Genomic DNA, 24310 nt, shown 5'->3' on the forward strand with positions numbered 1-24310 from the left:
ATTACAGCTCCTTGCGCAGGCGCGGATCGAGGACGTCGCGCAGGCCGTCGCCGACCAGTTGCAGCGACAGCACGGACAACACAATGGCGATGCCGGGGAAGATCATGATCCAGTCGGCCGAACCCATGTACTGCTGGCCGGCGTTGATCATGGTGCCCCAGGTCGGGATGTCGGGCGACACGCCCACGCCCAGGAAGGACAGGCCGGCTTCGGCCAGGATGGCGTAGGCAAAGATGAACGTGCCCTGCACCAGGATGGGCGACACCAGGTTGCGCAGCACGTGCACGGTGACGATGCGCCAGGTGGGCACGCCCAGCGCGCGGGCCGCTTCGACGAAGGGCAGTTCGCGGATCACCAGGGTCGAGGCGCGCACGATGCGGGCCAGGCGCGGCGTGTAGACGATGCCCAGCGCGATCACCACGTTGACCAGCGAGGGACCCAGCGCGGCCACCAGCGAGATTGCCAGCAGGATGTCGGGGAAGGCCATCATGGCGTCGATCAGGCGCGACACGAACTTGTCCGCGGTGCGGAAGAAGCCGGCGATCAGGCCCAATGCGATGCCCAGGATGCTGGACACGATGACGACGGAGAAGCCCACCATCAGCGACAGGCGGCCGCCATAGATGACGCGGCTGAACACGTCGCGGCCGAAGTCGTCGGTGCCGAACCAGTGCGCCGCGCCCGGCGCCTTGAGCCGGTTCATGATGGACAGCTTGAACGGATCGTAGGGGCTGAGCCAGGGCGCCAGCAGCGCGGCGGCCACCAGCACGATGATCACGATCAGGCTGATCAGCACGGTCTTGCGCGACACCAGCAGGCGCAGGACCTGCCAGCGGTCGGCGCCCGCGGCGGAGTTTGCGGAAGTTGCGATAGCCATATCAGTAACGCACCCGGGGGTCGACCAAGAGGTACAGCAGGTCGATGATGAGATTGATCAGGACATAGATGGCCGCGATGATCAGCAGCGCGCCCTGGATGACGGGGTAGTCGCGGCGCAGCACCGCCGACACCACCAGGCTGCCCACGCCGGGCAGGCCGAACACGGTTTCGGTCACGACCGCGCCGCTGATCAGCAGCGCCGTGGTCAGGCCCAGCACCGTCAGGATGGGGATCAGCGCGTTGCGCACGGCGTGCTTCAGGATCACCTTGCTTTCCGGCAGGCCCTTGGCGCGCGCGGTACGCACATAGTCGTCGCGCAGCACGTCCAGCATGCTGGCGCGGATAAAGCGCGTGATCAGCGCCGAGTTCACCAGGCCCAGCACCACGGCGGGCAGGATCAGGTGCGACAGCCGGGTCATGAGCGAGGCGTCCGGTCCGCCGTAGCCGGCCACCGGCAGCCACCCGAGCTTGACCGAGAACACTTGCATCAGCAGCAGCCCCAGCCAGAAGCTGGGCACGCTGGAGGTGAACATCGAGAACGACAACACCGACTGGTCCAGCGTGGTGCCGCGCTTGACCGCGGACAGGATCCCCACGGGGAGCGCGATGGCGCTGGCGATCAAGAGCGACATGAGCGTCAGCAGGATGGTGGGCTCGGCGCGGTCGGCCAGCGCCGACAGCACCGGCTTGTTCATGAAGATGGATTGGCCCAGGTCGCCTTGGGCCAGCTTGCCCAGCCACGACAGGTATTGCACGACCATGGGCTGGTCCAGCCCCAGCTGGGTGCGCAGCGCGGCGATGTCCTGCTGGCTGGCCTGCGGACCCAGCATCACGGCGGCCGGATCGCCAGGCGTGACGCGGATGATCACGAACACGATGGTCGCGACGATGAACATCACGGCCACCAGCCCGACCAGCCGGTTTAAGAGATAACGCAACACGATGGATGTCCTAAAAAAGCGTCGTATCGTGGGGAGGGGGGCGGCGCGCTTGTTGGAAGGGCGCGCTCCGCGGGGCATGCGCTGATGCGTCGCGCGCGGCAGGAGGGCTGGTTTACGCCTTTGCCCTGCCGCGCCACGGCATTTACTTCGACTTCCAGGCGTTCCAGAAGTAGGGCCACGGCACGGCCTTGGTGCCTTGCAGCGACGGCGAGCGTGCCGCTTGGGCGTTGAAGTCGCCGACCTTGATGAAGGGCACTTCGTCGTACACGGCCTGCTGCACGTCAGCCCAGCGCTTGACGCGTTCTTCCTGGCTGCCGGCCTGGTTGAAGGCGTCCAGCGTCTGGTTGCGGCGCGGCGTGTCCCACCAGCCCGGCGCGTCCTTGGACGGGAAGTCGATCAGGGCCGGCTCGGGCAGGAAGGGGCTGTGGGTAATGAAGACGTCCCACAGCGCCGGATCCTGGCGGCGTTGCGTCAGCGTGGCCCAGTCCACCACCTGCATGTCGACGGTGAAGCCGGCGGCCTTCAGGTACTCGGCGGCCACCAGGGCCATCTTGTAGTGGAACTCGTACTGCTGGCTGGTCAGGATGCGGATCTTGCGGTCCTGCACGTTGGCGCCGTCCACCAGTTTCTTGGCGCCGGCGGCGTCGCCCTTGTTATAGACCTTGCCGCCCAGCGAGGTGGCCCAGGGATAGCCCTCGGGATAGAGGTCGCCGTTGAGCTTGTAGAAGTTCTTGTCGCCGAAGGCGGCGTACAGCATGTCTTCTTCGTTCAGCGCCAACTGCACGGCCTGGCGGACCGCCAGGTTCGACATGATGCCCTGCTTGGTGTTGAGCACCAGGCGCGGCCAGCCGAAGGGCTTGAGCATGACGGGGTCGGAGCGGCCGTTCTTGAGCTTGGGCAGCGATTCCACCGGCAGCGAATCGACGTAGTCGAACTGTCCGGCCACCGCGCTTTCGACGCGGGTATTGGCATTGCTGACCGGCACGAAGCGGATCTCGTCCAGGTACTGTTTGCGCGCGCCGCCAAAGCCGTCGGGCTCGCCTTCGCGCTGCTTGTAGCCTTCGAAGCGGACCAGCTGGATGTACTGGTCTGGCACGCGCGCCTTCAACTGGTACGGGCCGGTGCCGACGAATTCGGTCAGGGCCGGAGCGATCTTGCCCTTGGGCATGATGACGGCGGCGCTGTTGTTCATGGCCAGCAATGCCGTCAGCGGCGCATAGGGCTGCTTGAGCGTGATGCGGATGGTGTTGGCGTCAGGCGCTTCCATGCCGGTGATGATCTTGGCGGCCATCTTGCCGCGCGTGGCGGTCTCGGTCCAACGCTTGAGCGAGGCCAGCACGTCGGACGAATCCATCTTGGAGCCGTCGTGGAAGGTGATGCCCTGGCGCAGCGGGATCGTATAGATCAGCCCGTCAGCCGAGACTTCCGGCAGCTTGTCGGCCAGCAGCGGGGTCAGGTTCCACTTGCCGTCGAAGGTGTACAGCGTTTCGAAGAAATGCTGGGTCAGGATGCCGACCAGGTCAGCCGTGCTGGTCATCGGATCCAGCGTGGGCGGCTCGCCTATGGTGGCGACCGAGATCGTGCCTCCCTTGATCGGCGTGGCACAGAGGGCGGGGGACGACAATGCGGTCAAGCCAATTGCGCCGGCCAGCAGCAGGCTATTGAGCCCACCGCCTCGCCGGGAGGTACGGAAGTTCATGATTCTCTCTCCAGAGGGTCAAAAACGGGTTTTGCTTGTAGTTAGATGAGTGCGCCGGGGTCCCGCGATGCTTCCTGCCCCCGCTCCGGCGCGGCGGGCAGGGACGTTCAGAAGAAGGTTTCGGCCACGTCGGTGACGCGGTATTGCTCGTCCACCAGCAGCACCTGGCGCCACTTGTCGAAGGTCAGGCAGGGGTGGGAGATGTCGAAGGCGATCATGTCGCCGACCTGGATGTCGTCGCCTGCGTCGATCTGCATGAAGGCATGCTGGTCCATCATCGCGCTCAGCTTCCAGTGCGCGGGGGCCTGGCCGGGCGCGGTGTCGCGGCCGGGGCGGAACAGTGCGGCGGGCGTGGGCAGGCCGGCGTCGAAGGCGGCGTCGCGCTTGCCCATGGCGACGATGGCGCGGCCGGGTTCGGGCAGCGACTGCACATAGGCCCAGACCTGCAAGGCCGGCTGCAGGCCGGGTTCCATTTTCTGGGCGACCGGGTTGTGGGCGTTGATGCGCTCGGCGGCCGAGCGGTAGATGCCGACGTCGTGCGACAGGTAGCAGCCGGGGCGCAGCACGATTTCCAGCGGCGCGCCGATGTCCAACTGCGAGAATTCCTCGGCCACTACGTCGAACCAGGCCGAACCGGCGCCGGAGATCAGGGCCGGGCCGTTCTTGCGCAGGCGGCCGGCGGCGGCCAGGCTGCGCAGGGAGTCGGTGGCGCGGCGCAGGAAGGCGCGGATCGCGTTTTCTTCCTGCAACACGCCTTCATAGACTTCGATGCCGGCCAGGGCCAGGCCGGGCCATTTGCCGATCTCTTCGACCAGCGCCTGCAATTGGGCATCGTCGCGCACGCCGGTGCGGCCGCCCTGCGGGCCCAGTTCGATCAGCACCGGCAAGGTCAGCCCCTGTTCGCCGAAGTAGGCGCCCAGCTGGGCCGCGTTGGCGGGGGAGTCCACGATGCAGAAAAAGGTGAAAGCCGGGTCGCGCAGCAGGCGGGCGATGATGGCCATGTTGGCGCGGCCCACTAGCTGATTGGCCATCAGCACCCGGCGGATGCCGTGCTGATAGGCCGCCTGGACCTGCGGCGCGGTCGCCAGCGTGATGCCCCAGGCGCCGCCCTCGATCTGGCGCCGGAACAGCGCCGGGCTCATGGTGGTCTTGCCGTGCGGCGCCAGCTTGACCTTGTACGCTTCCATGAAGTGCTGCATCCATTGCAGGTTGTGGCGCACGCGGGCTTCGTACAGCACTGCCACGGGCAGGCTGACATCCTCATTGAGCAGATTCCAGTTCAGCGCGGCCACGCCCGCGGTGGTACAGGATTCCGGAAAGGCGCCCAGGCCTTTGCCGTTCGCGTCCAGGGGGGCTGCGGGGGAGGAAGAATTCGTCATGGGGGCGCCTACTATGGAAAATATTTACGTCAAACCTGGTTTTTTTCATTATCGTGAAAAGAATTTACAAGCGGGAGCTAGGAGTTTCCCGTAGTCGGCGTTGTCCGGCGGTTGGCGCGACAATAGGAAAATCCTCCGACACAAGGAAAGCGTCATGCTGAAAGTTGCTTTGGGCCAGTTCGCCGTCAGCCGCGTCTGGGAAGAAAACGCCCAGGTCTGCATAGACTTGATGGAACGCGCCCGCGCCGGCGGCGCCGGCCTGCTGGTCCTGCCTGAAGGCATCCTGGCCCGCGACATCACCGATCCGCAGATCGTCCTGAAGGCGGCCCAGCCGCTGGACGGCCCCTTCATGAGCCGCCTGCTGGAAGCCAGCCGCGGCTCGCAGCTGGCGACCATGATGTGCGTGCACGTGCCGACAGGTGAAGGGCGCGTCTGGAACACGCTGGTGACGCTGCGCGACGGCCAGATCCTGTCGCAATACCGCAAGCTGCACCTGTACGACGCCTTCAACATGAAGGAATCCACCAACGTCACGCCCGGCATCGACATTCCGCCGCTGCTGGACATCGGTGGCCTGCGCGTCGGCCTGATGACCTGCTATGACGTGCGTTTTCCCGAACTGGCGCGGCGCCTGGCGCTGGACGGCGCGGATCTGCTGGTGCTGCCGTCCGCCTGGGTCCGCGGCCCGTTGAAGGAAATGCACTGGGAAGTGCTGGTCACGGCCCGGGCGCTGGAAAACACTTGTTATGTGGCGGCCACCGGCGAATGCGGCGAACGCAACATCGGCTGCAGCATGGTGGTGGACCCGCTGGGCGTGGTGACGGCGCGCGCGGGCGAGGCGCCGGCGCTGGTGTTCGCCGACATCGACCCCGAACGCCTGGCCCATGCCCGCAAGGTGCTGCCGGTGCTGGCGAACCGGCGCTTCGGGCTGCCGGGGCTGGCCTAGGGCCATACAGGGGAGGCGCGGGCCGTTGCCATGGTGTAATGCTGACTTGAATTACTTGCTGTCTCCCCTCATCTCCTGCCAATGAGCAACGATCTCTTCGCGGCCGATCCTGCGCATCGGCCCTATGTGCCCCTGGCCGAACGGCTGCGCCCGCGTACGCTGTCCGACGTGGTCGGGCAGTCGCACCTGCTGGGGCCGGACAAGCCGCTGCGCGTCGCGTTCGAGTCGGGGCGCCCGCACTCCATGATCTTCTGGGGGCCGCCGGGCGTGGGCAAGACCACGCTGGCGCGGCTGATGGCCGACGGCTTCGACGCGCAGTTCATCGCCATCTCGGCGGTGTTGGGCGGGGTCAAGGACATCCGCGACGCCGTCACGGTGGCCCAGGTGGCGCAAGGCCAGGGGCGCCGCACCATCCTGTTCGTCGACGAGGTGCACCGCTTCAACAAGGCGCAGCAGGATGCGTTCCTGCCCTATGTGGAAAGCGGGCTGTTCACCTTCATCGGCGCCACCACCGAAAATCCTTCGTTCGAGGTCAATTCGGCGTTGCTGTCGCGGGCCCGGGTGTACGTGCTGCAATCGCTCACCGCCGAGGAATTGCAGCAACTGGTCGACCGCGCGGTGCAGGCCCTGAACGACGGGCTGGATGACGACGAAAAAATCCATGTCGACGCCGACGCGCGCGAACAATTGGCGGCCTGGGCCGACGGCGACGCGCGCCGCCTGATCAGCGCGGTCGAAGTCGTGGCCGAATCGGCGCAGGCCGCCGGCCGCGACACGGTGGACGCGGCCTGGCTGGAGATTTCGCTGTCGCAGAACCTGCGCCGCTTCGACAAGGGCGGCGATGCGTTCTACGACCAGATCAGCGCGCTGCACAAGTCGGTGCGCGGTTCCAATCCCGACGCCGCGCTGTACTGGTTCTGCCGCATGATCGACGGCGGCGCCGATCCCAAATACCTGTCGCGCCGCCTGGTGCGCATGGCGGTGGAGGACATTGGCCTGGCGGATCCCCGCGCCACCGACCTGGCCGTGAACGGCGCCGACATCTATGAACGCCTGGGCTCGCCCGAAGGCGAGCTGGCGTTGGCGCAGGCGGTGGTCTACATGGCCTGCGCCGCCAAGTCGAACGCCGTCTACAACGCCTACAACCAGGCGCGCAAGTTCGCGGCCGAGCACGGCAGCGCGCCGGTGCCTATCCACCTGCGCAACGCGCCCACCAAATTGATGAAGCAGCTGGGCCACGGCAAGGCCTACCGCTATGCGCACGACGAGCCGCATGGCTACGCAGCCGCCGAGCAATATTTCCCCGATGGACTCAATCCCTCCTTCTATCGGCCGACCGATCGCGGCCTGGAGGCTAAAATCCAGCAAAAGCTGGCATTCCTGCGCGAGCTGGACGCCCAGGAACGCGCCAAGAAACGGTAACGGGCCGCGCCCGTTGCTTCACGCAACCTCACCGATATCACCATGCTAGACCCGATACTGCTGCGCAAAGACCTGCAAACCGTCGTCGACCGCCTCAAAAGCCGTGGCGTGTCCTTCGACACGGAACGGTTCAATGAGCTGGAATCCCGCCGCAAGGCCGTCCAGACCGAAACCGAGTCCCTGCAAGCCCGCCGCAACGCGCTGGCCAAGCAGATCGGCCAGCTCAAGGCCAAGGGCGAGGACGCCAGCGCCGTCATGGCGGAATCCCAGGCCGTGCCTGTGCGCCTGAAGCAGCTCGAAGAAGAGTTGGCCGCCTTGCAGCAGCCGCTCAACGAATTGCTGATGTCGGTGCCCAACCTGCCGCACGCCAGCGTGCCGCTGGGCGAGTCTGCCGACGACAACGTCGAAGTGCGCCGCTGGCTGCCTGGCGCTGCGGGGGCCGACGGCAACCCGCCCGCCCTGGCGTTCGAGGCGCGCGACCACGTCGCCATCGGCGAACCGCTGGGGCTGGATTTCGACATGGCCGCCAAGCTGTCCGGCGCCCGCTTCTCGTTCATGCGCGGCCCCATCGCGCGCCTGCACCGCGCGCTGTCGCAGTTCATGCTGGACTTGCAGACCGGCACGCACGGCTATACCGAGTGCTACACGCCCTACATCGTCAATGCCTCGACGCTGTATGGCACGGGCCAGCTGCCGAAGTTCAAGGACGACATGTTCGCCGTGTCCAAGGGCGGCGGCGACGACGATCCCAAGGTCGACGACCAGGGCAAGCCTTATGTGCGTGAAGACCAGTACCTGATCTCCACCTCGGAAATCACCCTGACCAGCGTGGCGCGCGACACCATCCAGGCCGCCGCCGACCTGCCGCTCAAGCTCACCGCCCACACTCCGTGCTTCCGTTCGGAAGCTGGCAGCGGCGGCCGCGATACCCGCGGCATGATCCGCCAGCACCAGTTCGATAAGGTCGAAATGGTGCAGATCACGCAGCCCGATCAGTCCTACGAGGCGCTGGAAGATATGGTCGGCCACGCCGAACGCGTGCTGCAGCTGCTGGGCCTGCCGTACCGCGTGGTGCTGCTGTGCACGGGCGACATGGGTTTCGGCTCGGCCAAGACCTATGACCTGGAAGTATGGCTGCCGGCGCAGAACACCTGGCGCGAGATTTCCTCGGTATCGAACTGCGAGACCTTCCAGGCCCGCCGCATGCAGGCGCGTTTCCGCAATGCCCAGGGCAAGCCGGAATACGTCCACACGCTCAATGGTTCGGGCCTGGCCGTGGGCCGCGCACTGGTCGCCGTGCTGGAAAATCACCAGCAAGCCGACGGTAGCGTGCTGATTCCGCAAGCGCTGCAGCCTTATATGGGCGGCCTGACGGTATTGAATCCGGCGGCGCAAGCCTGACGCGACATAGCCTGTCCATCCGTCATTTGGCGGAGTAAAAGACGGAGCCTTTGGGGCTCCGTTTTTTTTATTATCAATACATATTCCTGTCGCTTCAGGTCATTAACCTGCGGGCGAGAGCGCTTGATTATGATGTGAGCAATTGTGTATTCCAATAAAAGGGCCGGATAGTTACGGCACAATACGCCCCGTGTGCTACACGCTTCATTCACTTAAATAACAAGGAGTTGCCCATGACTTCAAGAATGATTGGAGATTTTCGTGTGAGATGCTCCGTGGCTCAGGAAGACGAGCAGGGCTACCGTGTGCAGATATGGACCCGCCGAGTCGGCGGCACCGCGCCGGAAAAATGCTGGACCGTGCCCGGGCAGGCGCCGTTTTCGAGCCTGCACGAAGCCGAGCAGGAAAGCCGGCAGTTGTTCCAGGGCATCAACGGGGTGCGTTTCAACGGTGAACCGGAGTTTGCCCATGCGTCCGCATAATGGCTGGTGGCGGTCGTCGAGCGAGCCCCGCCGTTGGATCGATCTCGTTCAGGAAGCGCCGCGGTGGGCCGATGACAAGGCCAGCAAAACCCCGCAGCAACCGGCCGTGCTGGCCGGCAAACCCGTGCAGGCCCCTGCGGCCTGAGGCATCTCCGCGCGGCACCGGACATTGCCGCGCAGAAAAAAGGCCACTCTTGCGAGTGGCCTTTGTCTTTTCCGGAGTTATCAGGCCTGCGCCTGGCGACCGTCCCGCGGTTTAATCGTCGCGGTCATGTCCGCGGCCGCGGCCGTGGTGATGGTCGTGTCCGCGTCCGCGGCCATAGTAATAACCGCGGTCATAGTAGCGGCCGCCGCCGCGATAATAAACCGGCGCCGGGTAGACCACCGGCGGCGCGACATACACCGGCGCCGGGCGGTAATAGACGGGGGGCGGGGGCGCCACGTAAACCGGCTGGGGCGCGACGTAGACCGGCGCGGGGTACACGACGCCCGGGATGCCGATCGAGATGCCGACGTCCACGCGAGCCAGGGCGACGCTGGAGATCAGCAGACCAGCGGCACCAGCACCAGCGATAAGCCATTTTTTCATGTTGCACCTGCCTGCCGCATGACGCAGCAAAGTTGAGTATTCGTTGATGCCATTTTCGGTTTTTTTGATCAGGCAGACGTAAGCGGGCCGGCGTCAATCGCGACAATCCGCAACCGTCCCCGCAAACGCGGCATGCGGCTTGCTGCCATGCAGCAGCAATTGCCCGCTCTGGAGCGGCCGCGATTGAAATCGATTGAAATCGCCTGGAATCAGGTGAAGTCGGGCGGGCAGGTTACAGGCGGTCACCATCCGCCCCTGTTTCCCGGTAACGGCGTTGCGCGGACGCAGCAGTTTCTGGGCTGCGAGCGCAAGCCGCGCTAGGCGTCCGGCTCGTCGTCGGCCTGCTGGCGGCGGAATTCGACGACCCATACCCAGGGGTTGGCGGCCCAGGCATGTGAGCCGTAGCGCTCGCACCAGGTCAATGCAAACGCTGTTTGCAGCGGCACGCCCGGCAGCAGGGCGGAGCTTTGATACAGGGCCTGCGTGCCTTCGGCGCGGGCATCGGCCTCGGACAGCGTTTGCAGGCGTTGGACCCGCACCCCGACGATCACTGCGGTGGCGAAGGTATTGCCGACTTCATCGGTCAATTCGATGCTGTCGCCGGATTTTCCATAAGGGCACCTGACCCAGCTGGAGGTCTTGCGCAGTTCGGTTGGATGATCCAGCGAAGGGCCCATGGCCACCCATCTGCCGGAATCGGCGGCATCCGCATACCAGACCGTGGTCAGCTTGGTGGGCTGCGGCTTCAGGATGCGCCGGCTCTGTACTTTGTGGCCGTCCAAAACAGCTTGTTTAAGCGGCTCGCTGAATTGAAGAGACTGCCTTTTCATACGCTCGCGGTTCCTCTCACGATCAAAGCATATGCGCCCACGCGGCGACTGCCGGGTCGACGCATGCCAACGGTGCGGGCGGTTTGGGCCTGGAATCGGGAAGTATGCCGCCTCATGACCATCATGTCAGGCATAGCCTGGGTTTTTGTGTCTTTTTGAATACGGCGCGGGGATGTTTGTATACTCGAAACATGACTACAAACCTGCATGATCTCAAGCCGGGTTACTACTGGTACACCATGGCGAACGACCCGCTGGCCATCATTCATATCCACGAGGATGGCGGCGCCACGCTGATGGGCACGGACTACCGCATCGGCGCCGAAGGCGTGGCCGACATGGTCCGCCAGGGCGAACGTTTTTTCTGGATAGAACCGCCTCAAGCCTGAGTCGACGGCGCGTGCCGCCTGGTCTGTGCAAGGCCGGCCGCCACGCGCGGCGCCTGGAAGCCTGCCATGACTGATCTGTTGTTGAAGAATGTCCGCGCGCCGCAAGGCGCCGCGGTGGACGTGCTGGTGCGCGACGGACTCATCCAGAGTATCGGGCCCGGCCTCGCCGCCGAGTCCGGCGTGCCTGTCGAGGACGGCTTGGGCGCCTTGCTGCTGCCCGGCCTGGTCGAAGGCCATACGCATCTGGACAAGACCACCTGGGACTCGCCCTGGTACGTGAACGAGGTGGGGCCGGCGCTGACCGACCGCATCGAGAACGAGCGGGCTTGGCGCGCCCGCAGCGGCCATGATGCGGCCAGCCATTCGCGCGCCCTGGCGCTGGCCTTCCTGCGCGAAGGCACGACCCGCATCCGCACTCATGTGGACATCGATACCGACGCCGGACTGCGCCACCTGGAAGGCGTGCATGCCACGCGCCAGGAGCTGGCCGGACGCGTCGAGATCCAGACCGTGGCCTTTCCCCAATCGGGCTTGTTGATCCGGCCCGGCACGGCCGAACTGCTCGACCAGGCCCTGGCGCAGGGCGCGGACGTGCTGGGCGGCCTGGATCCGTCGGCCATAGACCGCGATCCGGCGAGGTCGCTCGACGTGTTGTTCGGCATCGCCGGCAAGCATGGCAAACCTATCGATATCCATTTGCACGAACCGGGCGAACTGGGCGCATTCACGCTGGACCTGATCCTGGACCGGGTCCAGGCGCAGGGCATGCAGGGCAAGGTCGTCATCAGCCACGCCTTCTGCCTCGGCGGCGTGGACGCGAAGCGGCTGGACGGCCTGCTGCGGCGGCTGGCCGCGTTGGATGTGGCCTTGTTGACCACGGCGCCGCCATCGCGTCCCGTGCCGGCCGTGCGCGCCTGTCGCGAAGCAGGGGTGACGATCTTCGGCGGCAACGACGGCATCCGCGACACCTGGACTCCTTACGGCAGCCCCGATATGCTGGCGCGCGCCATGCTGATTGGCCTGCGCAACGACCTGCGGCGCGACGATGAGGTCGAGTGGGCTTTCGATTGCGTGACCGCGGCCGCGGCCCGCGCCTGCGGTTTCGCGGACTATGGCTTGGCGCCGGGGGCGCGCGCCGACCTGGTGCTGGTCGACGCCAGTTGCATTGCGCAGGCCGTGGCAACGCGGGCGCCGCGCCGATTGGTGGTTTCTGGCGGTGTGGTCGTGGCTCGCGATGGCCGCGACGCGGACCCGCAGCGCTGATCTTCCGCGCTTAGCCCAGGCCGAGCTGAGCCTCGGCCATTTCCACGAACGCCTGCATCAGCGCCGAACGTACGCCCGACCGCAGCCATATCGCGCCCACCGTGCGCACCGGGCAAGGCGGCGGTAGCGGCCAGCGCCTGACGCGGGCTGGCGGTTCGCCCGTGGTCGCCCAATCGGGCAGCAGCGCCACGCCCAATCCTTCCGATACCAGCTTGGCGATGGAGTCGATGCCATCGAGCTCGAAGCGCACATGCGGCCGCAAGCTGCGCGCTCGCAGGTAGTCGTCGGCCATTTTGCCGCCCACCACGCTGCGGTCATAGCAGATGTAGGGTTCGCGGGCGATGACCGCCAGCGGATCGCGCACCTTCATGTCGGCCGGCGTGACCAGCACCAGGGGCTCCTGCCGCAGGTCTCGCCAGGCGCAGGTCTTGGGGATGGCGAACAGCGGATGCACCAGCAGTGCGCCGTCCAGTTCTCCCGACAGCACCTTGCCGTAGAGCAGGGTGGTGGGTGCAGGTTCTATGTAGATTTCGATGTGGGGATGGCGCGCGGTCCAGGTGCGCAGCACGGGCGGCATGATGCCGGTCAGCGCGGTGGGGGTGGCGCCCAGGCGCAGCGGCCCGGCGGGCAGTTCGGTGTCGGACGCGGCGGAACGCAGGTCGCGCACGTCGCGCAGGATGGCGCGGGCGCGCTCCAGAATCCGCAGGCCCGCCTGCGTGGGTTTCACGGTGCGGCCGGAGCGCGCGATCAAGGCGCTGCCCATGTCCGCTTCCAGCGCGCGCAAGCGCTGCTGCACCGTGGCGGGCGTCAGCCCCTGGTGACGCGCGGCCTGGGCGATGGAGCCCAGCTCCACCACGTGCACATAGGTTTGCAGAAAGCGAGAATCCACCGGCGCCGTCCTCCTTAAAAGATGTTTTTTACATATTCTAAAGATGGATGAAGATAATTGTTGTTTTCTTTGGCCGCGGCAAGAATACAGACAGAGCGTTGAGGCCGCGCACGCCGCGCCGGCCCCGCCCGACCATCCCGCTTACCAAGGAGCCAGTTGTGCCCATCATTGAATCCATAGACGTGTGCGCCGCCGCGGTGCCCCTGGACAAGGTCACCTCGTTTTCGAACCGCAGCGTGTCGACGCGCCACTACGGCCTGGTGAAGGTCCGCTCCTCCGACGGCGTGGAAGGCATCGGCTTCTGCTACGTGGGCAGCGCGGGCGGCGCCATCTTCGAGGCCGCGGTGCGGGATCTGCTGGGGCCCGTGCTGCTGGGCAAGGATTCCCATGCCGTCGAGGGCCTGTGGCAGGCCATGTATCAGGAAGCCCTGCTGCAGGGCCGGCAAGGCACGGTGATGCGGGCGCTGAGCGCCCTGGACATCGCGCTGTGGGACCTGAACGCCAAGGCCGTCGGCCTGCCGTTGCACAAGTACATGGGCGCGGTCGAACTGGAAACCGTGCCGGCCTACGCCAGCGGCGGCTATTACCTGGACGGCAAGACCCCCCAGCACCTGGGCGAGGAAATGGCGAGCTATGTGGACAAGGGCTTCCGCGCCGTGAAGATGAAGACCGGCCGCCTGTCCCCGGCCGAGGAAGAGGCCCGTTTGAAGGCCGCGCGCGAGGCCATCGGACCCGACGTCGAACTGATGATGGACTGCAACAACGCCTGGCAGGACGTGACCCAGGCCATGCAATACATTCGCCGCTTCGAACAGTACGATCCGTACTTCATCGAAGAACCCTTCGGCCCCGACGATATCGACAGCCATGCCAAGCTGGCGCGCCTGACGCGCTTGCCCATCGCCACCGCCGAGATCGGCTATGGCCGCTGGTATCACAAGGAGTTGCTGGACAAGGGCGCGGCCGGCATCCTGCAGACCGACGCGGCTGTCTGCGGCGGGATCACCGAATGGAAGCGCATCGCGGCGACGGCGGCCAGCTACGGCGTCGTGGTCTGCCCGCACTGGTTCCATGACGTGCACGCGCCGCTGGTTGCCGCCACGCCGAATGCGCGCTATGTCGAATTCTTCTGGGACGACCAGGTGCTGAATTTCCGCAGGCTGGTGGATCGCCAACTGACCCACAAGCAGGGGCGCGTGGTGCTGCACCAGGAACCCGGCCTGGGCTTCGGTTTCGATGAGCGCATGGTCGAACGCTACGGCAAGTGGAGCCGCGTCGGCAAATAATGGCCGGAACGCGGTCGGTCGGCATCGCCGCCGACTGGCCGCGACGAGCCGCGCAGGAGCGCCGCAGCCAGGTCGCGCAAGACGGCCGGAGGCGGTGAATGCTGGCAGTGTTTCGATAACCAGTCGCCGGCCATCGGACCGGCGCGCGAGGAGGCAGCAATGCAACGTAGGCAATTCATGACCGGCGCCGCGGCGCTGGGAGCCGCGCTGGTCCTGCCGGCGGCGGCGCGGGCGCAAGACCTGCCGCAGGGGCCGGTCAAGATCGTGGTGGGCTTTCCGGCTGGCGGCGGCACCGACGTGCTGGCGCGCCTGCTGGGGCAGAAGCTGGGCGTGATGTGGAACATTCCCGTCATCGTCGAAAACCGCGCGGGCGCGGCCGGCATCATCGCCGCCGAGCAGGTGGCGCGCCAGCCCAACGACGGCAACACGCTGTTGATGGCGCACGTCAACAGCCACGGCATCGCGCCGGGTCTGCAACCCAAGCTGGCCTATTCCGTGGAGCGCGATTTCACGCCCATCGCGCTGGTCGGCAAGACCCCCACCATCCTGATGGGCGGCGCCGCGCAGCCCGCCAAGACGCTGCCCGAACTGGTCGCGCTGTGCAAGGCGCAGCCGGGCAAGATCGTTTTCGGTTCGGCCGGCAGCGGTTCGGCGCAACACCTGGCGCTGGAAATCTTCAAGGCCCGCGCCGGCATCGACGTGCTGCACGTGCCTTACAAAGGTTCGGCGCCCTTGATGAACGACCTGCTGGGCGGCCACGTGCAGTATTGCTTCGAAGGCATGACCACTGCCACGCCGCTGGTGCAATCCGGCAAGGTGATCGCGCTGGCGCAGACCCTGCTGCAGCGCTCCAAGAGCCACCCCAATGTGCCGACCGTGGCCGAGCAGGGCTATCCCGGCTTCGAGGCCAGCATCTGGTTCGGCATGGTCGGTCCGGGCAAGATGCCCGCCGCCATGGTCCAGCGCATGAACCAGGACATCGACCGCGTCCTGGCGATGGCCGATGTGCAGGAAAAGCTGGCGCAGGTGGGAGCGGAGGACGGCGGCGGCAGCGTCCAGCGCTTCGCTGACTTCATGAAGCAGGAGCAGCAGAAGTACGCCCAGACCATCCGCGACGCGAAGATCGTGGCTGAAGGCTGAGGCGCCGCCGGCGGGCGGAAATTGATGGAGACACTGGCCCCCCAAAAAGTGTAAAAAGATATAACCTCGCCTGCCGGCGATTCCTGGGGACGGCCTCGATGCCGCGCAAGTTAGTAATCGGCATCGCCATCGCTCTCGCCGCCGCAGCGGCGCTGCTGCCCATCGGCTTCGCACTGCATATGTCCTGGTCCCGCGCCGTCGCGGGCGAACAGCGCTACCTGGATGACCAGGCCCAGCGCATCCTGACGGAAACCCAGGGCCTGCTGGACCAGACCGTGGCCACGCTGCGCGACTTGGACGGCCTGGCGTTCGATCCCTGTTCACCGCAGCACATCCGCCATATGCGGGCCCTGGCCCTGCGGGACCGGGCCGTGGACGACCTGGCCTATGTGGCGGGCGGAGTCGTCCTATGCACTACCTGGGGCGTGCCCAGCTACGAGGAGCCGCTGGTTCCGGCCCAGGTCGAACTGGCCAACGGCGCACGCCTGCTGCTGGACGCGGTGCCTGTACTGAGCCCCGGCATCAGGATGGTTGCCGTGCGCCATGGCGATTACAGCGCCTTGTTCGAACCGGGCCGGTTCACCGAAAAGGCGGCTACCGACGGCGCCCAGCTCGCCGTGGTCCTGCCGGGCGTGGGCATGCTCGGCACCCGCAATGACCCCGACCTGGTGCTGGTGTCGCAGGCGCTCAACGGCGGCAAGCTGGACATCGACGAGGCCTATCTCAGCGCCGTCGCGCGCAATGCGGACCTGGCCGTCGTCCTGCTCGAACCACAAACCGAAGCGTTGGACATGTTGCCGCGCGAACGCCTGTTCTGGCTGCCCATCGGCGCGCTGGTCGCCGGTGTCATGATCGCGCTGGTGGTCTGGCTGTCGCGCCGGCGCCTGTCCATCGCGGGCGAACTGGCCGCCGGCATCAGGCGGCGGGAGTTCGTCGTGCACTACCAGCCTATCATCGATCTACGCACCGGCCGCTGCATCGGCGCGGAGGCGCTGGTCCGATGGACAAGGCGCTGCGGCAATACGTTGCGGCCCGACCTGTTCATCTCCATCGCCGAAGACAACGGATTGATGACCCGCATCACCGAAGAAGTGTTCCGCCTGGTCATCCGGGACATGGAGGATCTGCTCGGTGAGGACCGCGGGGCGCACATCTCCGTCAACCTGAGCGCCAGCGATCTCAAGGACGGGCGGGCGCTGCGGGTGCTGCAGCGCATGCTCGAAGGGACGGCCATCGACCCCCGGCAAATCTGGCTGGAAGCCACCGAGCGCGGCTTCATGGATGTGGACAAGGCCTGCAGCGTCATCGAGCAGGCCCGCGCGCAAGGCCATGCCGTGGCCATCGACGACTTCGGCACGGGCTACTCCAGCCTGTCCTATCTCCAACGGCTGCCGCTGGATTCGTTGAAGATCGACAAGTCCTTCGTCGACACCATCGGCACCGATTCCGCCACCCACAAGGTGACGGACCACATCATCGACATGGCGAAGTCGCTGAACCTGCTGACCGTGGCCGAAGGCATCGAGCGCCAGGAGCAGGAAGACCACCTGAAAGCGCGCGAGGTGGATTTCGGCCAGGGCTGGTTGTACGGCAAACCCATGCCGGCACCGGAGTTCATCGCCTACTACAAGAAAAACGTGGCCAGCACGCCGCCGCCCAGCCGGTTGCCCGACGCGCGGGCTTGAGGCGAGGGGCGATACGCCCTGAAGTGCCAGCAGATCCCGTGTCGCTTTGGCGAATACGGGAAACCTCGCATTGTTCCCGGCGCGTGCCCTTCTTAATAATAGAATCAGAATTCAAATTCTAAATAAAGAGCCACGGTAGCTTGAGAGGCGGCGTAGGTGGAGAAGGGCCGTTGCAGGAGTTGTCGACGTGGCTCGTCACAACAAACCTGAGGAGACACTTGTGGGTCAGGAAGTCGCTATTCGTCGGGGCGAGCCGCCATGCCGGCCGGATTCATCAACGTTGCGGGTTTCGGGCGGCATCTCTCGCCTGCTTTCGCGCTTGAGTGTGGGCGTCATAGTCCTGCTGTCGTGCGCGACCGGGGGCGACTCGATAGCGGCGACCCTGCAGTTCTATGGTCTTATCGATACCTTCGTGATGTACGCCCGCAATGGTGGCGATTCCAACTTCAGGATGGGTAGCGACAGCGGCAGATTCCCCCGCGAACAAGCGACCGCTACCGATTCGTTCTGGGGCCTCCTGGGGGTTGAAGATTTGGGGGATGGGGTGCAAGTCCAATTCCGTCTGGAAGGCGGCGTGCACATGACCAACGGCGCGACGCGCTATCCAGACACTCTCTTCAACCGCGAGGCAAACCTGGCCATCGGTTCGGCATCCTGGGGGACGCTCAAGTTGGGCAGACAGTATCCGGCGGTGGTGTCCCATACCACCGATCCGTTCTTCTTTTCCGAAGCGTTCTCACCCGCGGCCTCGGCTTCTCAAATGATGGTGGATCTTGGGGAGGGCGCCGCAAGGATACAGGTGCGGGTCAACGACGCCATTTCATATCAGACGCCGTCGATGAACGGGCTGGTCATCCACGCGCTATATGCCCCGCAGCAGCGCAAGAAGCTGTTCGCGATGAATGGAGATAACGCCAGCGGGCCCACCGAGGGCGACACCGGCGCCCTGGTGACCTACACCAGTGGGCAGTGGGTGCTGGGCGGCTCCTACAATGCGTTGCGGTCGGAGTCGTCGCACGGATCATTCCGTACCGACATGTTCGTCGCCAGCACCACGTATACGACTGGCGCGCTGCAATCCTCCATCGTGTACACCCTGATGCGGCCCAAGGCGCCGGGCACCATTTCCGCGCAGATTATGACCTTGAACTCCTTATGGCAGCAGGGCCCGCACGTGTTGCGCGGCACGCTGCTCTACCGGGCGCTCAATGGCCGATCGGACCACACGATAGGCGGCTTGCTCGGCTACGACTACGAGCTGTCGAAGCGGTCCAGCGTCTACACGCGGGCGGGGGGCTTCAAGAACACTTCCAGGGCCTTCTATGGGCTCGGCGCCAGCGTGCCAACGGAGATGGGCGCCAGTTCCACTGTTCTCGCGCTCGGCGTCATGCACCGGTTCTGACGCCGGCCGGCAGGACTTGCCGGACCCTTTGGGCCGCAGCGCCTAGCGCGCCTGCGGTTCCACCCAACCCGCCGTGGCCGAAATCGAGCGGGCTTTTTCACTGAGCAGCCGCGCCGTATCGGATTGCAGATCATCGTCGATGGCGCCCACCGGGCCCATCAGCGTGATGGCCGCCTTCATCTCGCCCAGCATGTCGAAGATGGGCGCCGACAGCGACGTGAAGTGCGGCAGCAGCGCATCGCGGCAGCGGCTGAGGTGGTGCAGGAGCACTTCCTCGCGGATGGCCTGCACGTCTTTCTGGGTGTAGGACCTGGCGGTCGCGCCATAGCCGTCTGCCCCTGCCGTGGCCATTTCCTGCTCCAGCAGTTCGCGCGTGCTGGCTTCCGGCAAGTGGGCCAGGAAGTTGCGGCCCAGCGCGGATGACAGCAACGGCAGCACGCTGCCCACGCGCAGTTCCAGCAGGGGGCGGCTGCGGGCGCCTTCGACGCGGTAGACGATGGTCGGGCCCTTGTTGCCCCACACGCCGAGGAACACGGTGTGGCCGGTGATCGCGGCCACTTCGGCCATGATGGGCCGGGCGGTGGTGAAGACGTCGAACTGCTCCAGCGCCGCCAGGCCCAGCCTCAGGGCGTAGGGACCCAGGCCGTAGTGGCCGGTATCCGCGTGCTGCTGCACCACGCCCACCTTCTGGAAGCTGACCAGGTAGTAGTGGACGTTGGGCACCGTCAATTCACAGGCGTCGGCGATTTCCTTCAGGGGCAGGGGGCGGCCGGCCTTGCGGATGACGTCCAGGATCCGGAACCCCACTTCGATCGACTGGATGCCCCTGCGCGCGGCGGCGGGCGCCTGTTCCGAGTTCTTTTCTACCTTGCCGGCGGGCCTTGCCATTGCTGCCTCCACTGATTTTCTGGCGGGAGTTTAGCAGCGGGGCGTGCCGCTTCCGCCAGGACCCAACGGCCGTCGCGCCGGGTTTTCCCTAGTTTTTCATGCCCTGATTTAAGTTTGATAATAGTTAATGACTACAGCATTATCAATCTAAAGCGATTGGGGAAAGCAGGCATGGAAGCGAATGTGGCAATGCAGCGGATCGACGCGGGTCCGACGCTCAGCAGGAAGGAGGAACGCCAGGTGGTGGTGGCCTCGACCCTGGGCACCTTGTTCGAGTGGTACGACTTTTTCATCTACGGGACCCTGGCCGTCTTCATGAGCCAGGTGCTGTTCCCGCAGGACAACCCCACGGTGGCGCTGCTGGCCGCGCTGGGCGCGCTGGCGGTGGGCTTCATCATCCGGCCGCTGGGCGCGGTGATGTTCGGCTACCTGGGCGACAAGCTGGGCCGCAAGTACACCTTCCTGATCACCGTGGTCATGATGGGCGGGGCGACCGTGCTGATCGGCTGCCTGCCCACCTATGAGTCGGCCGGCCACCTGTCGTGGATCCTGCTGCTGACCCTGCGCGTGGTGCAGGGCCTGGCGGTGGGCGGCGAGTACGGCGGCGCGGTCATCTATGTGGCCGAGCACTGCGAGCCCAAGCGTCGCGGATTGTTGACGGGCTGGATCCAGATCACCTCGTCGGCGGGCCTGATCCTGTCCCTGATCGTGATCCTGTGCACGCAAGCCGCGATGAGCGCCGAGGATTTCCGCCAGTGGGGCTGGCGCCTGCCGTTCATCCTGTCGATCGTGATGCTGGCGATTTCGATCTATGTGCGCGCCAAGCTGCATGAGTCGCCCGTGTTCACGCGCATGAAGCAGCAGAACCGCCTGTCCAAGAATCCGGTCAAGGAAACCTTCGGCCAATGGTCCAGCCTGCGGCTGGTGCTGCTGGCGCTGATCGGCGTCACCGCCGGCCAGGGTGCAACCTACTTCACCGGCCAGTTCTACGTCATGATCTTCCTGCAGCAGGCCGTGCAGCTGGACCAGACCAGCGTCTACACACTGATCCTGATCGGCTTCATCATCGGCGCGCCGACCTTCGTGCTGTTCGGCTGGCTGTCGGACCGCATCGGCCGCAAGTGGATCATGATGGTCGGCCTGTTCGTTGCCGCCATCGGCTACCACTCCATGTTCGAGGTGCTGCTCAAGGCTGGCAATCCGGCGCTGGCCCAGGCCATGCAGAGCACGCCGGTGCGCGTGCATGCCGACACCAGCGGCGGCGCCTGCGACTTCGGCCTGCAGGCGGCAATGATCGGCAGCCATGCCGACCACAAGAAGGTCTGCGTGCAGGCCAAGAAATTCCTGGTCGGCAAGGGCATCAACTTCGAATACGCCGCGCCGCTGCCCGGCCAGAGCATCGCCATGAGCGTAGGCGGCACGACCGTCAACGGCTTTGACCGCGCCGCATACTCCAGCGCGCTGACGGCCGCCGGCTATCCGGAGCGCGCCGATCCCGCGCGCGTCGACCGCACGACCATCATCCTGATCCTGGTGCTGATGACCGCCGTCGTCGCCATGGTCTACGGCCCGGTGGCGTCCTATCTGGTCGAACTGTTTCCGGCCCGCATCCGCTATACGGCGCTATCCTTCCCGTACCACATCGGCGCCGGCATCTTCGGCGGTATCGTGCCGTTTACCGCCACCTACCTGGCCCAGGCCAGCGGCAATATCTTTGGCGGCCTGATGTATCCGGTCGTCGTGACCGCGGTGGTCGGCGTCATCGGCAGCCTGTTCCTGCCGAATACCCGCGCCCGCGCCATCGACGAAGACGCCGCGCACTGAGAAAAAAGGAGAGACATGTCCATGCAACAGAGCTTCAAGGCTGCCGTCATCCAGGCGGCGTCCATTCCCACCGACAGCGTCGCTTGCGCCGAGAAGGCGGCATCGCTCATCCGCCAGGCGGCGGAGCAGGGGGCCCGCGTCCTGGTGTTTCCCGAGGCCTTCCTGGGCGGCTATCCCAAGGGCAACTCTTTCGGCGCGCCCATCGGCATGCGCAAGCCAGAAGGCCGCGACGCCTTCGCCAGCTATCACCGCCAGGCCATCCGCCTGGACGGCGAGGAAGTCGCGCTGGTGGCCCAGGCCGCGGCCGACACCGACAGCTTCGTGGTCATGGGCTGCATCGAGGCCGATGGCGGCACGCTGTACTGCACCGTGCTGTACTTCAACGGCCGCGAAGGACTGGCGGGCAAGCACCGCAAGCTCATGCCCACCGCCGGCGAACGCTTGATCTGGGGCTTTGGCGACGGCTCCACCATGCCCGTCTTCGACACCCCCTACGGCAAGATCGGCGCCGTCATCTGCTGGGAAAACTACATGCCCATGCTGCGCATGTACATGTACAGCCAGGGCGTGGCGCTATATTGCGCGCCGACCGCCGACGACCGCGATTCCTGGATTCCCAGCATGCGCCACATCGCGCTGGAAGGCCGCTGCTACGTCCTTACCGCCTGCCAGCACCTGCGCCGCGACGCCTATCCCGACGACTTCGAATGCGCGCTGGGCGATGCGCCCGACACCGTGTTGATGCGCGGCGGCAGCGCCATCATCGATCCGCTGGGCGAAGTGCTGGCCGGCCCGGATTTCTCCGCCGAGACCATTCTGTACGCCGACATCAATCCTAACCAGATCCTGCGCGGCAAGTACGACTTCGACGTCTCCGGCCATTACGCTCGTCCGGACGTGTTCCAGTTGCAGGTCGACACGCGCGAAAAGCGCGCCGTCTCGGCGCTGAACGGCGGCCAGCAACAGGAGGCTTGAGTCATGCATTTTGATTTCAGCGCCTTGCCGACGCAGACGGTCTACAACGTGCTGACCTCGACCGTCACGCCGCGCCCGATCGCGTGGCTCACCACGATTTCCGGCACAGGCGTTGTCAACGCGGCTCCTTTCAGCTTCTTCAATGTCATGGGGCCTCAGCCGCCGACGGTTGCGATCGGGCTGATGCGCCATGCCAGCGGCGAACTGAAGGATTCCGGCGCGAACATCATCGAGAACGGCGAGTTCGTGGTGAACCTGGTGCCGGAGTCGCTGGTCGCGCAGATGAACCAGACCTGCGCCGATTACCCGGCGGACGTGGATGAACTGGCGGCGGCCGGCTTGACCGCGCTGCCGGCAACCCATGTGCGTCCCCCGCTGATCAAGGGCTCTCCGGTGTCGCTGGAATGCGTCAGCCAGGCGACCATCGTGACCGGCCCGCGCCAACTCGTGGTGATCGGCCGGGTGCTGGGCGCGCATGTCGACGACGCCTATGTGCAGGACGCCGAACGCGGCTACATGGATACGCCGGCCATGGGGCTGATCGCGCGCATGCATGGCGGCGGCTGGTACGCGCGAAGCACGGACCTGTTTCAGTTGGCGCGGCCGACGGCGCCGTTGTGATAGTCAGGCGGGGGCGGCCTGCGCACTTGCCATATGGTGCCAAAGTGACATGGGTCCATAGGTGGGGCTGCGCTTCGGATCCCTCTGCCCGGCCCTGGCTCACGGCCTCTGCTCATGAACGGGGTCCAAACCCAACGCATTAGGCGACTGCCAGCCGAGGACCCCGGAGCCATCCGAAGCGCAGCCCCGCCGGGGCGAGCATCGGAATGGCGCAGGGCAGCCTCGGCGGCTAAAGAACCCCGATATCCGCAAGCTCGAAGCCCATCCCCATATCCCGAACACCAAAAGCCAAGCCAAAACTCCCTACACGCCAGCGTCCACCGCCGCCAGGATCTTCCCGAACAAAGCATCCGCATGGGCCGAATCCAGCCAGCGCACGATCACCACCATCTGCCGTTCAGGCTCCACCCAGGTAAACGAGCTACCCGCCCCCACGCCAAAGAAGCTGGAAGCCGGCACGCTCGGAAATACACGGCCTTCATGATTCAGCCAGATCAGATAGCCGTAATACGGCGCGATCGCGCATGGCGTGCGCATATCCCGGATCCACTCGCTGGACAGGATGCGGCGGCCGTTGGCCATGCCGTCGTTCAACAGCATCTGGCCGATCAGCGCCTGGTCGCGGGCGCTGATCGACATGCCGCCGCCCCAGTGCGAGCCGCCCGGCACGGACGGCATGCGCTGGCCGTCGATTTCGACCCAGGCGTTGTCGTAGCCCACCCATTGCCAGTTTTCGCTGGCGCCGATGGGCCGCGTGACGGCTTCGCGGAAGACTTCGGGCAAAGGTTTGCGGAACAGGTGCAGCAGCGCGTACGACAGCTGGTTGATGCGCACGTCGTTGTATTCCCAGTACGTGCCTGGACGCTGCAAGGGCCGCGCCTCGCCCTTCTTGCCGTCCGGCGGCACGCCAAAGGTGACGGCGCGGTAGCGGTCGGCCTGGTCGGACACGCCGAAGCGTTCGCCCTCCCATTCGCTGGTCTGCTGCAGCAGATGACGCCAGGTGATGTCGGCGTTCTGCCCTTCGTCGAAACCGATGCCGCGCACGCGCTTGCCCACGGGTTCGTCCACGTCCGGCAACAGGCCGCGGTCGTGGGCCACGCCGGCCAGGATTGCCAGATAGAGCTTGGCCACGCTGAAGGTCAGGTCGGCGCGCTCGGGCTCGCCCCAGGACGCGATGGTCTCGCCGCGCACGGTGACCACGCCGGACACTGGGCCGCGGTCGTGGATGGGACCCAGCAGGCGATTCCAGGGCGGCGGATCGTTCAGGTGCACGCCGAAGTTGCCCTTGACGCTGCGGTCCCAGGCGGATTCGTGGTCGTTGGCGAACTGGATCGCCTGCTGCATCAGTGTGTTCATCGTTTCCCTCGTTATGTGTGTGTC

The 24310-nt window shown here is 65.6% G+C and carries 23 protein-coding genes; 14 read left to right on the top strand and 9 right to left on the bottom strand.

What is annotated here, in order from left to right; translation table 11 throughout:
* Position 1: 1 nt before the first annotated feature.
* The 4 genes from AC3WOB_RS21490 to AC3WOB_RS21505 form a co-directional block, all read right to left on the bottom strand.
* Positions 2-877, bottom strand: a complete 876-nt coding sequence (locus tag AC3WOB_RS21490; protein ID WP_013391902.1) for an ABC transporter permease — start codon at positions 875-877, stop codon at positions 2-4.
* A 1-nt stretch (position 878) separates the two neighbouring features.
* The gene (locus tag AC3WOB_RS21495) at positions 879-1820 is read right to left on the bottom strand and encodes an ABC transporter permease (protein ID WP_013391903.1); all 942 of its coding nucleotides are present in this window, start codon (positions 1818-1820) and stop codon (positions 879-881) included.
* Between the two features lie 142 nt (positions 1821-1962).
* Positions 1963-3519 carry an ABC transporter substrate-binding protein gene (locus AC3WOB_RS21500; RefSeq protein ID WP_013391904.1) on the bottom strand — a complete coding sequence of 519 codons (1557 nt, stop codon included), beginning with the start codon at positions 3517-3519 and terminating at the stop codon, positions 1963-1965.
* A gap of 107 nt (positions 3520-3626) precedes the next feature.
* Complete coding sequence (locus tag AC3WOB_RS21505) at positions 3627-4898, bottom strand: amino acid deaminase (RefSeq protein WP_492276118.1); 1272 nt, start codon at positions 4896-4898, stop codon at positions 3627-3629.
* Between the two features lie 154 nt (positions 4899-5052).
* Here AC3WOB_RS21505 and AC3WOB_RS21510 point away from each other — a divergent pair, with 154 nt between their 5' ends.
* From AC3WOB_RS21510 to AC3WOB_RS21525, 4 genes are all read left to right on the top strand, one after another.
* Positions 5053-5844 carry a deaminated glutathione amidase gene (locus AC3WOB_RS21510; protein WP_013391906.1) on the top strand — a complete coding sequence of 264 codons (792 nt, stop codon included), beginning with the start codon at positions 5053-5055 and terminating at the stop codon, positions 5842-5844.
* 81 nt (positions 5845-5925) lie between these two features.
* Complete coding sequence (locus AC3WOB_RS21515) at positions 5926-7266, top strand: replication-associated recombination protein A (protein WP_492276119.1); 1341 nt, start codon at positions 5926-5928, stop codon at positions 7264-7266.
* Between the two features lie 42 nt (positions 7267-7308).
* A complete protein-coding gene (gene serS, locus AC3WOB_RS21520) occupies positions 7309-8667 on the top strand; it encodes a serine--tRNA ligase (protein ID WP_013391908.1) in 1359 nt (452 codons plus the stop codon).
* A 233-nt stretch (positions 8668-8900) separates the two neighbouring features.
* Complete coding sequence (locus AC3WOB_RS21525; RefSeq protein WP_013391909.1) at positions 8901-9149, top strand: hypothetical protein; 249 nt, start codon at positions 8901-8903, stop codon at positions 9147-9149.
* A 256-nt stretch (positions 9150-9405) separates the two neighbouring features.
* Here AC3WOB_RS21525 and AC3WOB_RS21530 read toward each other — a convergent pair whose 3' ends face one another.
* Complete coding sequence (locus AC3WOB_RS21530; RefSeq protein WP_013391911.1) at positions 9406-9738, bottom strand: virulence factor; 333 nt, start codon at positions 9736-9738, stop codon at positions 9406-9408.
* Positions 9739-9885: 147 nt separating this feature from the next.
* Here AC3WOB_RS21530 and AC3WOB_RS21535 point away from each other — a divergent pair, with 147 nt between their 5' ends.
* Complete coding sequence (locus AC3WOB_RS21535) at positions 9886-10059, top strand: hypothetical protein (RefSeq protein ID WP_158307663.1); 174 nt, start codon at positions 9886-9888, stop codon at positions 10057-10059.
* Here the strand turns inward: AC3WOB_RS21535 and AC3WOB_RS21540 are convergent.
* A complete protein-coding gene (locus AC3WOB_RS21540; RefSeq protein WP_013391912.1) occupies positions 10056-10568 on the bottom strand; it encodes an ASCH domain-containing protein in 513 nt (170 codons plus the stop codon). The two genes, AC3WOB_RS21535 and AC3WOB_RS21540, sit on opposite strands and share 4 nt — an antisense overlap.
* A gap of 191 nt (positions 10569-10759) precedes the next feature.
* Here AC3WOB_RS21540 and AC3WOB_RS21545 point away from each other — a divergent pair, with 191 nt between their 5' ends.
* Complete coding sequence (locus AC3WOB_RS21545; protein ID WP_013391913.1) at positions 10760-10957, top strand: hypothetical protein; 198 nt, start codon at positions 10760-10762, stop codon at positions 10955-10957.
* A gap of 66 nt (positions 10958-11023) precedes the next feature.
* A complete protein-coding gene (locus AC3WOB_RS21550; protein ID WP_492276120.1) occupies positions 11024-12220 on the top strand; it encodes an amidohydrolase family protein in 1197 nt (398 codons plus the stop codon).
* A gap of 10 nt (positions 12221-12230) precedes the next feature.
* Here AC3WOB_RS21550 and AC3WOB_RS21555 read toward each other — a convergent pair whose 3' ends face one another.
* A complete protein-coding gene (locus tag AC3WOB_RS21555) occupies positions 12231-13109 on the bottom strand; it encodes a LysR family transcriptional regulator (protein WP_492276121.1) in 879 nt (292 codons plus the stop codon).
* A gap of 158 nt (positions 13110-13267) precedes the next feature.
* On the opposite strand from AC3WOB_RS21555, the gene AC3WOB_RS21560 reads away from it, so the two are divergent.
* The 4 genes from AC3WOB_RS21560 to AC3WOB_RS21575 all read left to right on the top strand — a co-directional run bounded on the left by AC3WOB_RS21560 (position 13268) and on the right by AC3WOB_RS21575 (position 18622).
* Complete coding sequence (locus AC3WOB_RS21560) at positions 13268-14395, top strand: mandelate racemase/muconate lactonizing enzyme family protein (RefSeq protein WP_492276122.1); 1128 nt, start codon at positions 13268-13270, stop codon at positions 14393-14395.
* 159 nt (positions 14396-14554) lie between these two features.
* Positions 14555-15535, top strand: coding sequence for a Bug family tripartite tricarboxylate transporter substrate binding protein (locus tag AC3WOB_RS21565; protein WP_013391917.1), 981 nt, complete (start codon positions 14555-14557; stop codon positions 15533-15535).
* Between the two features lie 98 nt (positions 15536-15633).
* Positions 15634-17220 carry an EAL domain-containing protein gene (locus AC3WOB_RS21570; protein WP_492276123.1) on the top strand — a complete coding sequence of 529 codons (1587 nt, stop codon included), beginning with the start codon at positions 15634-15636 and terminating at the stop codon, positions 17218-17220.
* Positions 17221-17407: 187 nt separating this feature from the next.
* Positions 17408-18622, top strand: coding sequence for a porin (locus tag AC3WOB_RS21575; protein ID WP_492276124.1), 1215 nt, complete (start codon positions 17408-17410; stop codon positions 18620-18622).
* Between the two features lie 42 nt (positions 18623-18664).
* Here AC3WOB_RS21575 and AC3WOB_RS21580 read toward each other — a convergent pair whose 3' ends face one another.
* Positions 18665-19510 carry an IclR family transcriptional regulator gene (locus AC3WOB_RS21580; protein WP_492276125.1) on the bottom strand — a complete coding sequence of 282 codons (846 nt, stop codon included), beginning with the start codon at positions 19508-19510 and terminating at the stop codon, positions 18665-18667.
* Between the two features lie 171 nt (positions 19511-19681).
* Here AC3WOB_RS21580 and AC3WOB_RS21585 point away from each other — a divergent pair, with 171 nt between their 5' ends.
* From AC3WOB_RS21585 to AC3WOB_RS21595, 3 genes are read left to right on the top strand one after another with little or no spacing between them, the layout of a single operon-like run.
* Positions 19682-21334 (top strand): MFS transporter, encoded by a 1653-nt coding sequence (locus AC3WOB_RS21585; protein ID WP_492276126.1) that lies wholly within the window; start codon positions 19682-19684, stop codon positions 21332-21334.
* A gap of 15 nt (positions 21335-21349) precedes the next feature.
* Entirely contained in the window at positions 21350-22309 is a 960-nt protein-coding gene (locus tag AC3WOB_RS21590) for a carbon-nitrogen hydrolase family protein (protein WP_492276127.1), read from the top strand.
* A gap of 3 nt (positions 22310-22312) precedes the next feature.
* Entirely contained in the window at positions 22313-22930 is a 618-nt protein-coding gene (locus AC3WOB_RS21595) for a flavin reductase family protein (protein WP_013391923.1), read from the top strand.
* Between the two features lie 303 nt (positions 22931-23233).
* Here AC3WOB_RS21595 and AC3WOB_RS21600 read toward each other — a convergent pair whose 3' ends face one another.
* Positions 23234-24286 carry a serine hydrolase domain-containing protein gene (locus AC3WOB_RS21600; protein ID WP_013394208.1) on the bottom strand — a complete coding sequence of 351 codons (1053 nt, stop codon included), beginning with the start codon at positions 24284-24286 and terminating at the stop codon, positions 23234-23236.
* Positions 24287-24310: the final 24 nt, after the last annotated feature.

The organism is Achromobacter sp. FW305-C-30-7 (assembly GCF_058783105.1).

Coding starts and splice junctions, on each gene's coding strand:
- AC3WOB_RS21500 (WP_013391904.1), bottom strand. CDS start 3,519: ATGAACTTCCGTACCTCCCGGCGAGGCGGTGGGCTCAATAGCCTGCTG.
- AC3WOB_RS21570 (WP_492276123.1), top strand. CDS start 15,634: ATGCCGCGCAAGTTAGTAATCGGCATCGCCATCGCTCTCGCCGCCGCA.
- AC3WOB_RS21530 (WP_013391911.1), bottom strand. CDS start 9,738: ATGAAAAAATGGCTTATCGCTGGTGCTGGTGCCGCTGGTCTGCTGATC.
- AC3WOB_RS21505 (WP_492276118.1), bottom strand. CDS start 4,898: ATGACGAATTCTTCCTCCCCCGCAGCCCCCCTGGACGCGAACGGCAAA.
- serS (WP_013391908.1), top strand. CDS start 7,309: ATGCTAGACCCGATACTGCTGCGCAAAGACCTGCAAACCGTCGTCGAC.
- AC3WOB_RS21490 (WP_013391902.1), bottom strand. CDS start 877: ATGGCTATCGCAACTTCCGCAAACTCCGCCGCGGGCGCCGACCGCTGG.
- AC3WOB_RS21510 (WP_013391906.1), top strand. CDS start 5,053: ATGCTGAAAGTTGCTTTGGGCCAGTTCGCCGTCAGCCGCGTCTGGGAA.
- AC3WOB_RS21585 (WP_492276126.1), top strand. CDS start 19,682: ATGGAAGCGAATGTGGCAATGCAGCGGATCGACGCGGGTCCGACGCTC.
- AC3WOB_RS21565 (WP_013391917.1), top strand. CDS start 14,555: ATGCAACGTAGGCAATTCATGACCGGCGCCGCGGCGCTGGGAGCCGCG.
- AC3WOB_RS21515 (WP_492276119.1), top strand. CDS start 5,926: ATGAGCAACGATCTCTTCGCGGCCGATCCTGCGCATCGGCCCTATGTG.
- AC3WOB_RS21550 (WP_492276120.1), top strand. CDS start 11,024: ATGACTGATCTGTTGTTGAAGAATGTCCGCGCGCCGCAAGGCGCCGCG.
- AC3WOB_RS21535 (WP_158307663.1), top strand. CDS start 9,886: ATGCAGCAGCAATTGCCCGCTCTGGAGCGGCCGCGATTGAAATCGATT.
- AC3WOB_RS21580 (WP_492276125.1), bottom strand. CDS start 19,510: ATGGCAAGGCCCGCCGGCAAGGTAGAAAAGAACTCGGAACAGGCGCCC.
- AC3WOB_RS21600 (WP_013394208.1), bottom strand. CDS start 24,286: ATGAACACACTGATGCAGCAGGCGATCCAGTTCGCCAACGACCACGAA.
- AC3WOB_RS21545 (WP_013391913.1), top strand. CDS start 10,760: ATGACTACAAACCTGCATGATCTCAAGCCGGGTTACTACTGGTACACC.
- AC3WOB_RS21525 (WP_013391909.1), top strand. CDS start 8,901: ATGACTTCAAGAATGATTGGAGATTTTCGTGTGAGATGCTCCGTGGCT.
- AC3WOB_RS21590 (WP_492276127.1), top strand. CDS start 21,350: ATGTCCATGCAACAGAGCTTCAAGGCTGCCGTCATCCAGGCGGCGTCC.
- AC3WOB_RS21595 (WP_013391923.1), top strand. CDS start 22,313: ATGCATTTTGATTTCAGCGCCTTGCCGACGCAGACGGTCTACAACGTG.
- AC3WOB_RS21540 (WP_013391912.1), bottom strand. CDS start 10,568: ATGAAAAGGCAGTCTCTTCAATTCAGCGAGCCGCTTAAACAAGCTGTT.